Annotated in this window: 14 protein-coding genes; 4 read left to right on the top strand and 10 right to left on the bottom strand. The window is 66.2% G+C overall.

Translation table 11 applies throughout. From position 1 onward, the window contains the following. Positions 1 to 30: 30 nt before the first annotated feature. From FFS62_RS09210 to leuC, 5 genes are all read right to left on the bottom strand, one after another. A complete protein-coding gene (locus FFS62_RS09210) occupies positions 31 to 1,035 on the bottom strand; it encodes an aspartate-semialdehyde dehydrogenase (RefSeq protein ID WP_137972531.1) in 1,005 nt (334 codons plus the stop codon). Positions 1,036 to 1,154: 119 nt separating this feature from the next. Beyond that, on the bottom strand, positions 1,155 to 2,267 hold the full coding sequence (gene asd, locus FFS62_RS09205; protein ID WP_137972530.1) for an aspartate-semialdehyde dehydrogenase: 1,113 nt from the start codon (positions 2,265 to 2,267) through the stop codon (positions 1,155 to 1,157). Between the two features lie 56 nt (positions 2,268 to 2,323). Next, positions 2,324 to 3,406: a 3-isopropylmalate dehydrogenase gene (gene leuB, locus FFS62_RS09200; protein WP_137972529.1), complete on the bottom strand. Its 1,083-nt coding sequence runs from the start codon at positions 3,404 to 3,406 to the stop codon at positions 2,324 to 2,326. Between the two features lie 14 nt (positions 3,407 to 3,420). Next, a complete protein-coding gene (gene leuD / locus FFS62_RS09195) occupies positions 3,421 to 4,068 on the bottom strand; it encodes a 3-isopropylmalate dehydratase small subunit (RefSeq protein ID WP_137972528.1) in 648 nt (215 codons plus the stop codon). 11 nt (positions 4,069 to 4,079) lie between these two features. Further along, positions 4,080 to 5,507 carry a 3-isopropylmalate dehydratase large subunit gene (leuC, locus tag FFS62_RS09190; RefSeq protein WP_137972527.1) on the bottom strand — a complete coding sequence of 476 codons (1,428 nt, stop codon included), beginning with the start codon at positions 5,505 to 5,507 and terminating at the stop codon, positions 4,080 to 4,082. A gap of 174 nt (positions 5,508 to 5,681) precedes the next feature. On the opposite strand from leuC, the gene FFS62_RS09185 reads away from it, so the two are divergent. Beyond that, positions 5,682 to 6,560: a LysR family transcriptional regulator gene (locus tag FFS62_RS09185; RefSeq protein ID WP_137972526.1), complete on the top strand. Its 879-nt coding sequence runs from the start codon at positions 5,682 to 5,684 to the stop codon at positions 6,558 to 6,560. A 115-nt stretch (positions 6,561 to 6,675) separates the two neighbouring features. After that, positions 6,676 to 9,594 (top strand): bifunctional diguanylate cyclase/phosphodiesterase, encoded by a 2,919-nt coding sequence (locus FFS62_RS09180; protein WP_137972525.1) that lies wholly within the window; start codon positions 6,676 to 6,678, stop codon positions 9,592 to 9,594. 51 nt (positions 9,595 to 9,645) lie between these two features. Here FFS62_RS09180 and FFS62_RS09175 read toward each other — a convergent pair whose 3' ends face one another. Continuing rightward, on the bottom strand, positions 9,646 to 10,095 hold the full coding sequence (locus FFS62_RS09175) for an Hsp20 family protein (protein ID WP_137972524.1): 450 nt from the start codon (positions 10,093 to 10,095) through the stop codon (positions 9,646 to 9,648). Positions 10,096 to 10,206: 111 nt separating this feature from the next. Between FFS62_RS09175 and FFS62_RS09170 the strand changes: the two genes are divergently transcribed. Then, positions 10,207 to 10,953, top strand: coding sequence for an SDR family oxidoreductase (locus FFS62_RS09170; protein ID WP_137972523.1), 747 nt, complete (start codon positions 10,207 to 10,209; stop codon positions 10,951 to 10,953). On the opposite strand, the gene FFS62_RS09165 is transcribed toward FFS62_RS09170, so the two are convergent. Next, entirely contained in the window at positions 10,950 to 11,918 is a 969-nt protein-coding gene (locus FFS62_RS09165; RefSeq protein ID WP_137972522.1) for a tRNA-dihydrouridine synthase, read from the bottom strand. The genes FFS62_RS09170 and FFS62_RS09165 overlap by 4 nt on opposite strands. A 93-nt stretch (positions 11,919 to 12,011) precedes the next feature. On the opposite strand from FFS62_RS09165, the gene FFS62_RS09160 reads away from it, so the two are divergent. Continuing rightward, positions 12,012 to 12,407 (top strand): hypothetical protein, encoded by a 396-nt coding sequence (locus FFS62_RS09160; protein WP_137972521.1) that lies wholly within the window; start codon positions 12,012 to 12,014, stop codon positions 12,405 to 12,407. On the opposite strand, the gene FFS62_RS09155 is transcribed toward FFS62_RS09160, so the two are convergent. From FFS62_RS09155 to FFS62_RS09145, 3 genes are all read right to left on the bottom strand, one after another. Further along, the gene (locus FFS62_RS09155) at positions 12,404 to 12,853 is read right to left on the bottom strand and encodes a thioesterase family protein (protein ID WP_137972520.1); all 450 of its coding nucleotides are present in this window, start codon (positions 12,851 to 12,853) and stop codon (positions 12,404 to 12,406) included. The two genes, FFS62_RS09160 and FFS62_RS09155, sit on opposite strands and share 4 nt — an antisense overlap. Beyond that, on the bottom strand, positions 12,850 to 13,500 hold the full coding sequence (locus tag FFS62_RS09150; protein ID WP_137972519.1) for a bifunctional 4-hydroxy-2-oxoglutarate aldolase/2-dehydro-3-deoxy-phosphogluconate aldolase: 651 nt from the start codon (positions 13,498 to 13,500) through the stop codon (positions 12,850 to 12,852). The genes FFS62_RS09155 and FFS62_RS09150 overlap by 4 nt, the downstream gene beginning before the upstream one ends. A 153-nt stretch (positions 13,501 to 13,653) precedes the next feature. Then, positions 13,654 to 14,517: an alpha/beta fold hydrolase gene (locus FFS62_RS09145; RefSeq protein WP_137972518.1), complete on the bottom strand. Its 864-nt coding sequence runs from the start codon at positions 14,515 to 14,517 to the stop codon at positions 13,654 to 13,656. Positions 14,518 to 14,523: the final 6 nt, after the last annotated feature.

Here is a 14,523-nt window from a genome sequence, read left to right as displayed (position 1 = left end):
TAATTCTTCAAATTTGGGGCTAAGTATCTTTTACAGATAGTGTTTTATCAACAACTCACCAATTTGCACAGCATTGAGCGCAGAGCCTTTTCGCACATTATCTGACGCAATCCACAAATTAAGCTCAGCTGGATCGTCCAGACCAGCGCGCAGGCGCCCTACGTAGAGTTCATCCTGCCCCACCGCATCGCCGACCACGGTCGGATAATCGCCCTGCTCCACCAGCTCGATCCCGGCCTGCTGCTCCAGCAGCGCAGCGACTGCGGCCACATCCACGGGCTCTGCAGTTTCCAGGCAAACGGCCAGGCTGTCGCCGAAGAACACCGGCGCCACGCAGCAGGTAACGGCCACTTTCAGTCCGTCGATTGCCAGCACCCGCTTCAACTCGTCGGCCATCCAGCGCTCCAGCCGTGCATGACCGCCCTCGTCCGCTTCGCCTAGCTGGGCCAGCACATTGAACGCCACCTGGCGCCCAAACACCTGCGGCTCCAGCGGACGCATATTGAGCAGCTCGGTAGTCTGCCGGGCCAGCTCGCTGACACCGGAGCGGCCAATAGTGGAAACGGACAACACCGCGTTCACCACGATCTTGCGCAGACCGAGCTGGCTACGCAGCGGCGCCAGTACGGCAGCCAGGGCGGTGGCGCCGGGCGCCGGGCTGGCCAGCAGATAGGGCGCGCTCGCGCCAGCCAACGCCTCGGCATTGGCTTCCGGCACCACCGGCAGCGCCTGCGGCAGGCCGCCGCTCAGGTCGATTACCGAGCAGCCGGCGGCGTGCGCCTTGGCGCCGTACTGGCGGCTGACGTCCTCGCCCGCCGCGAAGAAGGCCAGCTGCACCTGGGCGAAATCGAAGTCCGCCACCTCGCGCACCCGCAGGTTCTTGCCGCGGAATGCCATGGCCTGCCCGACGGAATCGTTGCCGGCCAGTAGGTGCAGGTCGGCGACCGGGAACTCGCGCTCCTCCAGCAGCTGCACCAGGGTTTCACCCACGGTGCCGGTGGCGCCGATCACGGCGATAGCGAGGGACTTGGACATCGGAATACCTTGAGACAGAGAAGCGAGTGGGCGGCACTCTACGCTGCGCCCGAAAGGCTGACCACAGAAACAAAAAAAGGCCGGTAATCACCGGCCTTTTTTGCTGGCTGACTAACGAATCAGCGCTCCAGCAGGATCCGCAGCATACGGCGCAGCGGCTCGGCCGCGCCCCACAGCAGCTGGTCGCCGACGGTGAAGGCACCGAGGTACTGCGAGCCCATGTTGAGCTTGCGCAGACGACCGACCGGTACGCTCAGGGTGCCGGTGACGGCGGTCGGGCCGAGGTCGCGAATGCTCGCCTCGCGGGTGTTCGGCACCAGCTTGACCCAGGGGTTGTGCTGGCTGATCAGGCCTTCGATGTCGGCCATCGGCACATCCTTGTTCAGCTTGATGGTCAGCGCCTGGCTGTGGCAGCGCATGGCACCGATGCGCACGCACAGGCCGTCCACCGGAATCGGACTCTTGATCCGACCGAGGATCTTGTTGGTCTCGGCCTGGCCCTTCCACTCTTCGCGGCTCTGGCCGTTGGGCAGTTCCTTGTCGATGTAGGGGATCAGGCTGCCGGCCAGCGGCACGCCGAAGTTGTCCACCGGGAAGGACTCGCCGCGCATGGCCTCGGCAACCTTGCGGTCGATGTCGAGGATGGCGCTGGCCGGGTCGGCCAGATCGTCGGCCACCGAGGCGTTGATCGCGCCCATCTGCTTGATCAGCTCGCGCATGTTCTGCGCCCCTGCCCCACTCGCAGCCTGGTAGGTCATGGCGCTCATCCACTCGACCAGACCGGCTTCATACAGGCCGCCCAGGGCCATCAGCATCAGGCTGACGGTGCAGTTGCCGCCGATGTAGTTCTTGGTGCCGGCGTCCAGCGACTGGTCGATGACCTTGCGGTTGACCGGGTCCAGCACAATCACCGAGTCATCGGCCATGCGCAGGCTGGAGGCCGCGTCGATCCAGTAGCCGTTCCAGCCGGCTTCGCGCAGCTTGGGGAAGACTTCGCTGGTGTAGTCGCCGCCCTGGCAGGTCAGGATCACGTCGAGGCTCTTCAGCTCGTCGATGCTGTAGGCATCCTTCAGCGGGGCGACGTCCTTGCCAATCGCCGGGCCCTGGCCGCCGACATTGGAGGTGGTGAAGAACACCGGCTCGATCAGGTCGAAGTCACGCTCTTCCAGCATGCGCTGCATGAGCACGGAACCGACCATACCGCGCCAACCGATCAGACCTACACGTTTCATAACGACTCACACCTATATAAGCAGCCCGCCGGCAGGCGCCGGTGGGGCTGGAAAGATTACAGACTGCGCAGGGCCTCGACCACTGCATCACCCATGGCGGCGGTACCGACGCGGGTCTTGCCTTCGGACCAGATATCGCCGGTGCGCAGGCCCTGATCCAGCACCTTGCTCACCGCCAGCTCGATGGCGTCGGCAGCAGCGGCCTGGTTGAAGGTGTAACGCAGCATCATCGACACCGAGAGGATGGTCGCCAGCGGGTTGGCGATGCCCTGGCCGGCGATGTCCGGCGCGGAGCCGTGGCACGGCTCGTACATGCCCTTGTTGTTGGCGTCCAGCGAGGCGGACGGCAGCATGCCGATGGAACCGGTGAGCATGGAAGCCTCATCCGACAGGATGTCGCCGAACATGTTGTCGGTCACGATGACGTCGAACTGCTTGGGCGCGCGGACCAGCTGCATGGCGGCGTTGTCCACGTACATGTGGCTCAGCTCGACATCCGGGTAGTCCTTGGCCACTTCCTCGACCACGGCGCGCCAGAGCTGGCTGGAAGCCAGCACGTTGGCCTTGTCCACCGAGCACAGCTTCTTGCCGCGCACGCGGGCCATGTCGAAACCGACACGGGCGATACGGCGGATTTCACTCTCGCTGTACGGCAGGGTGTCGTAGGCCATGCGCTCACCGTTTTCCAGCACCTTGCTCTCGCGCGGCTGACCGAAGTAGATGCCGCCGGTCAGCTCGCGAACGATGAGGATGTCCAGACCCGACACCACTTCCGGCTTGAGGCTGGAGGCCTCGGCCAGCTGCGGGTAGAGGATGGCCGGACGCAGGTTGCCGAACAGGCCCAGCTGCGAACGGATCTTCAGCAGGCCGCGCTCCGGGCGGATGGCCGGATCGATCTTGTCCCACTTCGGCCCGCCAACGGCGCCGAGCAGCACGGCATCGGCCGCGCGGGCGCGATCCAGGGTCTCGTCGGCCAGCGGCACGCCGTACTTGTCCACGGCAGCGCCGCCCAGCTCGTCGAAGCTCAGCTCGAAGCCCAGGCTGTACTTGTCGTTGGCCAGGTTCAGCACCTTGACCGCCTCGGCCATGATTTCCGGGCCGATGCCGTCGCCGGGGAGAATCAGAATCTGCTTGCTCATGCTCAATCCTTAAATCACTTGATCGCGCCGAACAGCCAGGGGCTGCTCTGCTGGTGTTTGCTTTCGAAGGCCTTGATCGCGTCCTGGTCCTGCAGGGTCAGGCCGATGTCGTCCAGGCCGTTGAGCAGGCAGTGCTTGCGGAAGGCGTCGACCTCAAAGCGGTACTGCTTGCCGTCCGGACGGGTCACGGTCTGCGCCGCCAGGTCCACGGTCAGCTGGTAGCCCTCGGTAGCCTCGGCCTGCTGGAACAGCTCGTCGACTTCGGCGTCGGTCAGGATGATCGGCAGCAGGCCGTTCTTGAAGCTGTTGTTGAAGAAGATGTCGGCATAGCTCGGCGCGATGATGGTGCGGAACCCGTACTCTTCCAGCGCCCAGGGCGCGTGCTCACGGGAGGAACCGCAGCCGAAGTTCTCGCGGGCCAGCAGCACGCTGGCGCCCTGGTAGCGCGGGAAGTTGAGGACGAAGTCCTGGTTCAGCGGGCGCTTGGAGTTGTCCTGGTTGGGCTGACCCACGTCCAGGTAGCGCCACTCGTCGAACAGATTGGGGCCGAAGCCGCTGCGCTTGATCGACTTGAGGAACTGCTTGGGAATGATCTGATCGGTGTCGACGTTGGCGCGATCGAGCGGGCAGACCAGGCCGGTGTGTTGGGTAAAGGCTTTCATCGTCTAGCTCCTCAGGCCTGCATCAGTTCGCGCACATCGATAAAGCGACCGGTCACCGCGGCAGCGGCGGCCATGGCCGGGCTGACCAGGTGGGTACGCCCACCGGCGCCCTGGCGACCTTCGAAGTTGCGGTTGGAAGTCGATGCGCAATGCTCGCCATTGCCCAGCTTGTCCGGGTTCATCGCCAGGCACATGGAGCAGCCCGGCTCACGCCATTCGAAACCGGCCTCGATAAAGATCTTGTCCAGGCCTTCCTGTTCGGCCTGCGCCTTGACCAGGCCGGAGCCCGGCACCACCAGCGCCTGCTTGACGGTGGCGGCGACCTTGCGGCCCTTGGCCACTTCGGCGGCGGCGCGCAGGTCTTCGATACGCGAGTTGGTGCAGGAGCCGATGAACACGCGGTCCAGCTGGATATCGGTGATCGCCTGGTTGGCGGTCAGGCCCATGTACTTGAGGGCGCGGACGATGGAGTCGCGCTTGACCGGGTCGGCCTCGACGGCCGGGTCCGGCACGTTCTGGTCGACGGCCAGGACCATCTCCGGCGAAGTGCCCCAGCTGACCTGCGGCTTGATGTCCTCGGCACGCAGCTCGACGATGGTGTCGAAGTGCGCGTCGGCGTCCGACACCAGATCGCGCCACTGCGCCACGGCGGCATCCCAGTCGCTGCCCTTGGGCGCGAACGGACGGTTGCGCACATAGTCGATGGTCTTCTCGTCCACCGCCACCATGCCCACGCGGGCACCGGCCTCGATGGACATGTTGCAGATGGTCATGCGGCCTTCCAGCGACAGGTCACGGATGGCGCTGCCGGCAAACTCCAGGGCATGCCCATTGCCGCCGGCGGTGCCGATCTTGCCGATCACGGCAAGGACGATGTCCTTGGCGGTGACGCCCAGCGGCAATTTGCCTTCGACGCGCACCTGCATGTTCTTCATCTTCTTGGCCACCAGGCACTGAGTGGCGAGCACGTGCTCGACCTCGGAGGTGCCGATGCCATGGGCCAGAGCACCGAAGGCGCCGTGGGTGGAGGTGTGCGAGTCACCGCAGACCACGGTCATGCCCGGCAGGGTGGCGCCCTGCTCCGGGCCGACCACATGGACGATGCCCTGGCGCACGTCGTTCATCTTGAATTCGAGGATGCCGAAGTCGTCGCAGTTCTCGTCGAGGGTCTGCACCTGGATGCGCGACACTTCGTCGGCGATCGACTCCAGGCCGCCCTGGCGCTCGGCCTTGGTGGTCGGCACGTTGTGGTCGGGCGTGGCGATGTTGGCGTCGATGCGCCACGGCTGACGGCCGGCCAGGCGCAGGCCTTCGAAAGCCTGGGGCGAGGTCACTTCGTGGAGAATGTGGCGGTCGATGTAGATCAGCGACGAACCATCGTCGCGGCGCTTTACCTCGTGCATATCCCAGAGCTTGTCGTAGAGCGTCTTGCCGGCCATCTGCTATGTCCTCGATCAGGTCATGTGCGGTGCGAGGGCTTATAACCCTTCTGCTGATGTGGCGATCCTAGGGATTTGGCTCGAATAACTCCAATTCATATTTTTTATTCGAATCATTCCTGAGTGGAATGCGATGGGTTATAACCGGCGAAATTCCTCGCCGCCGGAGCAACCGTGGACCTGGCCAACCTCAATGCCTTTATCGCCATCGCCGAGACCGGCAGCTTTTCCGAAGCCGCCGAGCGCCTGCACCTGACCCAGCCGGCCGTGAGCAAGCGCATCGCCGGCCTGGAGCAACAGCTCGATGTGCGCCTGTTCGACCGCCTGGGCCGCGAAGTGAACCTGACCGAAGCCGGCCGCGCCCTGCTGCCGCGCGCCTACCAGATCCTCGGCGTACTGGACGACACTCGCCGCGCGCTGACCAACCTCAACGGCGAGGTCAGCGGCCGCCTAACCCTGGCCACCAGCCACCATATCGGCCTGCACCGCCTGCCGCCGCTGCTGCGCGCCTTTACCCGCAGCTATCCCCAGGTGGCGCTGGACATCCAGTTCCTCGACTCGGAAGTGGCCTACGAGGAGATTCTCCACGGCCGCGCCGAACTGGCGGTGATCACCCTGGCGCCGGAGAGCCGCGAGCCGGTGCATGCGGTCCCGGTATGGGACGACCCCCTGGATTTCGTCGCCGCCCCCGAACATCCGCTGGCGCGCAACGGCGCGGTGACCCTGGCCGACGTGGCGCTTCACCCGGCGGTGTTCCCCGGCGGCAACACCTTCACCCACCATATCGTCAACAACCTGTTCGCCGCCCAGGGCCTGACGCCCAACATCGGCATGAGCACCAACTACCTGGAGACGATCAAGATGATGGTCTCCATCGGCCTGGCCTGGAGCGTGCTGCCGCGCACCATGCTCGACGAGCAGGTGGTGCGCCTGCCGCTGCCGGGCATCCAGCTGCAGCGCCGGCTCGGCTACATCTTGCACAAGGAACGAACCCTATCCAACGCGGCCAAAGCCTTTATGGTTCTGCTCGACGAACAACGGCGCTTGCCTTGAGGCCGGAACAGCGGCTAACGTGACGACATAACGATAAGAAATACGCTTGCATGCCTCTAGCACGCCCCTTTCCACCAGGCGGCCATGCCGTGTCGAGCGCCGGACGAGAAACGCGATGTCCAAACCGAAGCTGCCGCCCTTCCCCTTTATCCCAGCCCTGGATCCCGCCGAGTTCGAGAAGACCTGGCAGGACGCCCCGCGCCTGCTCGCCGCGCTCAACGGCGCGCACCTGGGCGCCTGGTACTGGGACATCGAGAGCGGCAAGGTCAGCTGGTCGCGCGGCGCCCAGGCCCTGTTCGGCCTGGACCCCAAGCACCCGCTGGAGCAGCGGGTCGACTACATCGAACTGATCCCCGAGGAAGACCGCACCAAGGTCCAGCGCCTGTTCCAGCAGGTACTGGACGGCAAGCCCATCCCCGACGCCCTGCGCCACCGCATCCGCTGGCCCGACGGCAGCCTGCACTGGCTGGAAATCAGCGGCCGCCCGCAGCTGGACGCCAACGGGCGCAAGCGGGTATTCGGCGTGATCCGCGAGATCACCGAGCAGCAGGAGCAGGAACAGGCCCTGCGCGACAGCCAGGAGCGGCTGACCCTGGCCCTGGAATCGGCCAACCTGGGCACCTGGGACTGGCACATCCCCAGCGACATGCTCTACGGCTCCGAGCGCGCCGCCAGCCTGCACGGTCTGCCCGCCGAGCCCTATCACGGCGAATTCGTCGGTTTCTTCCAGCATGTACCCGAGGAAGACCGAAAGATCATGCGCAAGGCCTACCGCGATGCGGTGGACGGCGTGCAGCGCGAATACCAGGTGACTTATCGCACCCGTCTGGAAAGCGGCGAGATGCGTTTCCTGGAGAGCACCGCCAAGCTCTACCGCGACAGCCAGGGCGCGCCCCTGCGCATGGCCGGCATCCTCATGGACATCACCGAGCGGGTGCAGCGCGAGCAGCGCCTGGCCGCTTCCGAGGAAAAGTTCGTCACCCTGTTCCAGGCCAGCCCGGACCCGATCTGCGTCACCCGCATCCGCGACGGCGTGTTCATCGAGGTCAACCCCAGCTTCAGCCAGACCTTCGGCTGGCAGCCGCAGGAGATCGTCGGCCGCAGCGCCCCGGAGCTGGGCTTCTGGGTCGACGAGAGCCTGCGCGCCCAGCTGTTCGCCAAGCTCAACCGCAGCCAGGGTCTGAGCAACGAGGAGGCGCGCTATCGCACCAAGGAGGGCCGCGAGCTGGCCTGCGTGATCTCCAGCCGCTTCATCCGCGTCGACCGCCAGCTGTGCATCACCACCACCTTTCGCGACATCACCGAGCGCCAGGCCGCCGAGGCCGCGCTCAAGGCCAGCCAGGAGAAGTTCGCCAAGGCGTTCCACTCCAGCCCGGACGCCATCACCATCACCGAGCGCGACAGCGGCCGCTATATCGAGGTCAACGAGGGCTTCTGCCGCCTCACCGGCTATCGCCCGGAGGAAGTCATCGGTCGCAGCTCCAAGGAGCTGAACGTCTGGGCCTATCCGGAAGAGCGTGCGCGCATGGTCGAGACCATCGTCAAGGAAGGCCGCGCCTACCATCTGGAGATGCACGGCCAGCACCGCGACGGCAGCATTCGCCTGGTGGAGGTATCGGTCGAGCCGATCGAGCTGAACGACACGCCCTGCCTGCTGCTCAACGCCCGCGACATCAGCGAGCTGAAGGAGGCCCAGGCCCAGGTGCGGCACCTGGCCTACCACGACCCGCTGACCAACCTGCCCAACCGCGCCCTGCTGATGGATCGTCTGACCCAGCAGATCGCCCTGCTCAAGCGTCACAACTTGCATGGCGCCCTGCTGTTCCTCGACCTGGACCACTTCAAGCACATCAACGACTCGCTCGGCCATCCGGTCGGCGACGCCGTGCTGAAGATGGTCACCGCGCGCCTGGAAGCCAGCGTGCGCCTGGAGGACACGGTGGCGCGCCTGGGTGGCGACGAGTTCGTGGTGCTGATCTCCGGCCTGGAAGGCGCCCGCTCCGAGGTCACCCGCCAGGTGCGTCAGGTGGCGGAGAAGCTGCGCGGCCTGCTGGCCGAGCCGATGCTGCTGGACGGCCATCGCCTGCAGGTGACGCCGAGCATCGGCATCGCCCTGGTGCCGGACCACGGCGATAACCCCACCGACCTGCTCAAGCGTGCCGATATCGCCCTGTACCGGGCCAAGGACTCCGGCCGCAACACCATTCAGCTGTTCCGCAAGGCCATGCAGGACGCCGCCAGCGAGCGCCTGCGCCTGGAAAGCGACCTGCGCATGGCCCTGGCCCGCGGCGAGTTCGAGCTGTACTTCCAGCCCCAGGTGGATGCCCGCGACGGCAGCGTGATCGGCAGCGAAGCCCTGCTGCGCTGGAGTCACCCGACCCTCGGCCCGCAGTCGCCGGCGCAGTTCATCCAGGTACTGGAAGAGAGCGGGCTGATCCTCGAAGCCGGCGCCTGGGTGCTCAGCGAGGCCTGCCACGCCGGTGCGCGCCTGATGCGCGACGGCCTGGTGCGCCGCGAAGCCTTCCAGCTGTGCGTCAACATCAGCCCGCGGCAGTTCCGCCAGAACGACTTCGTCGAGCGCGTGGAGCGCTGCCTGGAACAGAGCCAGCTGCCCGCCAGCATGCTCAAGCTGGAGATCACCGAGGGCATCGTCATCCACAACCTGGACGACACCATCGCCAAGATGCACCGCCTGAAGAAGATCGGCATCAGCTTCGCTATGGACGACTTCGGCACCGGCTACAGCTCGCTGACCTACCTCAAGCGCCTGCCGGTGGACGTGCTGAAGATCGACCAGTCGTTCGTCCGCGACGCCACCCACGACCCCAACGACGCCGAGATCATCCGCGCCATCGTCGCCATGGCGCGCAGCCTCAACCTGGCGGTGATCGCCGAAGGCGTGGAACAACCCGAACAGCTGGAATTTCTCCTGCAGCAGGGCTGCCACCAGTACCAGGGCTACCTGTTCAGCAAGCCGGTGCCGCTACTGGAGTTCCACGATCTCTTGCTGGCCAGCCGCCGCGCGGAGAACTGAAATGAAGAAGGGCACCCGCAGGCGCCCTTCTCTTTTTCCTCTACCGACCGATCAGCCTTCCAGCGCCGGCTGCTCGCCGCCGATGGGGATGCGCTTGGGCTTGGCCTCTTCCGGCACGATGCGCACCAGGTCGATGTTCAGCAGGCCGTGGGCCAGCCCCGCCGCCTTGACCTCGATATGGTCGGCCAGGCGGAACGACAGCTTGAAGCCGCGCTGGGCGATGCCCTGGTGCAAGAAGCTGACGCTTTCGGCGGCGCGTTCGCGCTTGCCACCGGTGACGGTCAGCACACCGCGCTCGACCTGCAGCTCGAGGTCGTCTTCACGGAAGCCGGCGGCCGCGACTACGATGCGGTACTGGTCGTCGCCATGCTTCTCGACGTTGTAGGGCGGGTAGGAACTGCCGTTCTCGCTGCTGCGCAGCGCCGACTCGAACAGATCATTGAAACGGTCGAAACCGATGGACTGGCGGAACAGAGGGGCCAGGGAAAGTACATTGCTCATGTTGCGTCTCCTGAATAATCAGCAAGTGTTGTCTCATCGCAGGACCCGACTTCGGCATCCCGCAAGCCATAGGTGGGAGCCCCGTTTTCGATTTCAAGGGGAGAATTTGTCATGCACAAAGTCATGCTGATCAGCGGTGCCAGCCGGGGCATTGGCGCCGCCACCGCACGCCTGGCGGCGCAACGCGGCTACCACCTGCTGCTCAACTACCGCAGCCGGGCGGACGAAGCCACGGCGCTAGCCGACGAGATCACCGCCCAGGGCGGCGTGGCGCATACGGTGCAGGCCGATATCGCCGAGGAGGCGGACGTGCTGCGCCTGTTCGCCGAGCTGGATGAGCACTACGGACGCTTGGATGCGCTGGTCAACAACGCCGGCATGCTGGAAACGCAGATGCGCCTGGAGCAGATGGACGTGGCGCGCTGGCAGCGGGTGCTGGCCACCAACGTGATCGGCAGTTTCCTGTGCTGTCGCGAGGCAATCAAACGCATGTCCAGCCGGCATGGCGGCGATGGCGGTGCCATCGTCAACGTCTCCTCCATGGCCGCCCGCCTCGGCTCGCCCAACGAATACATCGACTACGCGGCTGCCAAGGGCGCGGTGGACAGCCTGACCATCGGCCTGGCCCGCGAGGTGGCCAGCGAAGGCATTCGCGTCAATGCCGTACGGCCCGGCCTGATCGCCACCGACATCCACGCCGCCGGCGGCGAGCCGGGGCGTATCGAGCGATTGAAAGGCAGCGTGCCGCTGCAGCGCGGCGGCGAAGCACATGAAGTTGCGGAGGCGATTCTGTGGCTGGCGTCGGAGCAGTCGTCCTACTGCACCGGGACCTTCATCGATGTCAGCGGCGGACGTTAGGCAGTCTCGGCCAACCTCGCCTCAGGCGCGCCAAGCAGGCGGTCGATGCGCTCGCAGTCATTCTCGCGGCGCACCTCGGCGAACAGCGCTACCGCCTCCGGATAGCTGCGGGTGAGCATGGCCAGCCACTGCTTGAGGCGCCCCGGCGCATAGCGCGGCGCCAGCTTGCGCCGGGCCTGCAGCCAGAAGTCCTGCAGCAGCGGCAGCAGCTCTTCCCAGTTCATCGGCACGACCTCCTGACCGGCACGAGCGGCGGCGATCTGCCGGGCCAGGTCGGGGCGCGAGACCAGGCCGCGGCCGAGCATGATGTCCTCGGCGCCGCTGACCTCGCGGCAGCGCCGCCAGTCGTCGACCGTCCAGATCTCGCCATTGGCGTATACCGGCACGTCGACCACGTCCTGCACCCGCGCCACCCACTCCCAGTGGGCCGGCGGCTTGTAGCCATCGACCTTGGTCCGCGCATGCACCACCAACTGGTCCGCACCGCCCTCGACCAGGGCCCGCGCACAATCCAGGGCACCATCCGGGCTGTCGAAGCCCAGGCGCATCTTGGCGGTCACCGGAATCTCCGCCGGCACCGCGCGGCGCACCTCGCGCAGGATGGCGTGCAGCAGCTCCGGCTCCTTGAGCAGCACGGCGCCACCGCGCGACTTGTTCACCGTCTTGGCCGGGCAACCGAAGTTGAGGTCGATCACCGGCGCGCCCAGGCTGCAGGCGAAGGCCGCATTGTCCGCCAGGCAGGCCGGGTCGGAGCCGAGCAGCTGCACGCGCATCGGCGTGCCAGCCTGAGTGAGCGCGCCGTCCGCCAGCTCGGGGGCCAGCTTGTGGTAGGCGCTCTCGGGCAGCAGGCGGTCGCAGACGCGAATGAACTCGGTGACGCACCAGTCGATGCCGCCGACTCGGGTCAGCACATCGCGCAGGATCTCGTCGACCAGCCCCTCCATGGGAGCCAGGGCGATTTGCATGGGTTAGTCCGGGAAAACGGGGCGCACAGTTTAAGGCCGCGCTGGCAAGGCGCAAGATGGTGCACACTGCAGCAGACCAAAGGGAGAACCGCCATGCTAATGCGCTCGCTGATTGCCTTCTGCCTGGCCTGCGGCCTGGCCCAGGCCGCCGAAACCCTGCCGCGCGGGGTACAGGTCGTGCCGCCGGACCCGACACCCGGCGAGCCGGGGCGACTGATCTTCAGTCGCGACAACAACGCGCCGAACGCCTGCGACGTGGAGCTGTATGTCAATCAGCAGGTCGTGGCGAAACTCGGACCGGGCGAGCGCACCAGCCTGGATCTGCCCAGCGGCCAACTCAGCGTGGCGGTAGCCATTTCCTCGGCGGGCTACTGCGGCGGGCGCGGGCCAGGCCCGGAGCAGTCGGTGCTGCTCGGCTCGGGCGAGACCCGGCAATTCGCGATCATGGTCGAGCCGGGGCAAGTGTTCCTCGCCCCGTTGCTCAACTAGAGCTCCAGCGGATAGGGCTCCAGCAGCGCCTGGCCGTAGCCTTCGACGAACTCCGGCGGCATGCGCTTGGGCTTGCCGCTGGACAGCTCGATGCAGACGAAGGTGGTCTGCGCGCGCAGCAGGCTGCAGGCATCGGCCGGGCGCCACAGCTGGAAGCGCCGGGTCATCTTCAGCTTGTGGTCGGACTCGACGATCCAGGTGGCCATCTGCAGCTCCTCGCCCTCGTAGGCGCTGGCCAGATAGTCGATCTCATGCCGCAGCACGGCCATGGCCCGGTCCAGGCGGCGATACTCGGCCAGGTCCAGCCCCAGGTGTTGCGAGTGGCGCCAGGCGCAGCGCTCCAGCCAGCTGACATAGACCGCGTTGTTGGCGTGGCCCAGGCCATCGATATCCTCGGCGGTGACTTGCAGATCGATCACGAACGGCTGCGGCAGATCCCAACTCACGACTTGACCTCCAGACTGGCCGCCAGGTCGCGGGCCTCGCTGGCCAGCTGGGTGATCTGATCCCAGGCGCGGGCGCGGATCAGGTTGTCGGGGGCGATCCAAGTGCCACCGACGCAGGCCACGTTGGGCAGACGCAGGAAGCTCAGCAGGTTGTCGGCGGTGATGCCGCCAGTCGGGCAGAAACGAATGCCGGTGAACGGCCCCTTGAAGCTCTTGAGCATCTTCACGCTGGTGTTGCCGTTGGCCGGGAACAGCTTGAGCGAGCGGTAGCCGTACTCCAGGGCCAGCAGCACTTCCGAGGGGGTCATCACCGCCGGCAGGTACGGCAGGCCGGAATCTTCCGCGGCGGCGGCCAGGCGCTCGGTGCAGCCGGGGCTGACAGTGAACTGGGCACCGGCATCGCGGGCCTCCTGGAATTGCTCGGCATGGATCACCGTGCCGGCCCCCACCAGCAGATCCGGCAGCTCCTTGCGGATCGCCGACAGGGCGTCCAGCGCGCGCGGCGTACGCAGGGTCACCTCGAGCACGCTGACGCCGCCGGCGTGCAGTGCACGGGCCATGTCCACCGCCAGCTCGCACTCCTCGATCACCAGCACCGGCAGCACCGGGCGCGCCCGTTGCAGCACCGCTTCCATTGTCAGGCTCATGTCATTTCCCCCTCATCGAGATTCCGACACCGATCGGCATAGGCTGCTGTGACGGCGCCGAGCCGGACCGGAGCACAACTCCGGTCCGCCGAGAACATGGGAGGGAGTGTAACGTTTTAGAGCGGCCAGTAGCGCTTTGCGTTCCTCGCCGACTCAGGATGCCAGCGCCGTTGCGCTGAACACCCGGCGCTCGGCGGCGGCATTTAGGCCGGCGTTGCCGAGCAGCTCCAGCACCGCCTCGATCAACCGCGGATCGGCCAGCGACCTGCTGTGGCCACCTGTCTCCAGCGCCAACAGCCGACTCTCCGCCCAGGCCGCATGAATGTTCTCCGCCTCGGCGAAAGGCACCATCGGATCGTCCTTGGCATGAACCACCAGGCCGGGGAAATCCAGGCGATAGCGCGCTACGTCGAGCTGAGCCGCCGGCATCCCTGCGCTCTCCTCGACCATACGTACGAAACGCGCCCGCGCCTGCTTGGGCAGGCCGACGAAATGCGCGAAGCGGCGCAGAGCCCCGAGAATCCGCGCCGGCGCGGCGATGGTCACCAGCGCCTCGGTGCGCAGACCAAGCTGCGTGGCCAGCAGCGCTCCGGCACCACCCAGCGAATGGCCGATCACCGCCTTCAACGGTGGCAGCTCGCTGGACGCCTCTAGCAGCGCGCGGGCGAACAGCACCACATTGGCTTCATGTCCTGGCGAATGGCCATGGGCCGGACCATCCAGCGCGACCACGCCATAGCCGGCACGCACCAGCGCACGGATCAGCTCGGCAAACTGGGTCGGCCGACCTTCCCAGCCGTGCAACAGCAATACCGCAGGGCCGCGCCCCCAGCGCAGGGCGGACAGGCCGAAGCGCAAGGTGATGCGCTCGGCATCGGCCAGCAGCGGCAGCTCCCAGTCGCGCGGCGGCAGATCGCGCGGCGTGAGGAAGGCCCGATGCATCTTGCTGGCCACCAGATCAGGGGCCAGGCGACCAACAGTGGCGTTGAAACCACGAATCCAGCTCATGCTGCTCATCTCGCT

Source organism: Pseudomonas sp. F(2018) (assembly GCF_005508865.1).
Taxonomy (GTDB): Bacteria; Pseudomonadota; Gammaproteobacteria; order Pseudomonadales; family Pseudomonadaceae; genus Aquipseudomonas.
The sequence above is the reverse complement of the archived record's forward strand: the minus strand, read 5'-3'. Positions and strand labels throughout refer to the sequence as shown.

Bases quoted from the DNA above. Each gene is read 5' to 3' on its own strand.
- FFS62_RS09165 (WP_137972522.1), bottom strand. From the start codon at position 11,918: ATGCAAATCGCCCTGGCTCCCATGGAGGGGCTGGTCGACGAGATCCTG.
- leuD (WP_137972528.1), bottom strand. From the start codon at position 4,068: ATGAAAGCCTTTACCCAACACACCGGCCTGGTCTGCCCGCTCGATCGC.
- FFS62_RS09170 (WP_137972523.1), top strand. From the start codon at position 10,207: ATGCACAAAGTCATGCTGATCAGCGGTGCCAGCCGGGGCATTGGCGCC.
- leuB (WP_137972529.1), bottom strand. From the start codon at position 3,406: ATGAGCAAGCAGATTCTGATTCTCCCCGGCGACGGCATCGGCCCGGAA.
- FFS62_RS09150 (WP_137972519.1), bottom strand. From the start codon at position 13,500: ATGAGCCTGACAATGGAAGCGGTGCTGCAACGGGCGCGCCCGGTGCTG.
- FFS62_RS09210 (WP_137972531.1), bottom strand. From the start codon at position 1,035: ATGTCCAAGTCCCTCGCTATCGCCGTGATCGGCGCCACCGGCACCGTG.
- FFS62_RS09145 (WP_137972518.1), bottom strand. From the start codon at position 14,517: ATGAGCAGCATGAGCTGGATTCGTGGTTTCAACGCCACTGTTGGTCGC.
- FFS62_RS09180 (WP_137972525.1), top strand. From the start codon at position 6,676: ATGTCCAAACCGAAGCTGCCGCCCTTCCCCTTTATCCCAGCCCTGGAT.
- FFS62_RS09175 (WP_137972524.1), bottom strand. From the start codon at position 10,095: ATGAGCAATGTACTTTCCCTGGCCCCTCTGTTCCGCCAGTCCATCGGT.
- FFS62_RS09160 (WP_137972521.1), top strand. From the start codon at position 12,012: ATGCTAATGCGCTCGCTGATTGCCTTCTGCCTGGCCTGCGGCCTGGCC.
- leuC (WP_137972527.1), bottom strand. From the start codon at position 5,507: ATGGCCGGCAAGACGCTCTACGACAAGCTCTGGGATATGCACGAGGTA.
- asd (WP_137972530.1), bottom strand. From the start codon at position 2,267: ATGAAACGTGTAGGTCTGATCGGTTGGCGCGGTATGGTCGGTTCCGTG.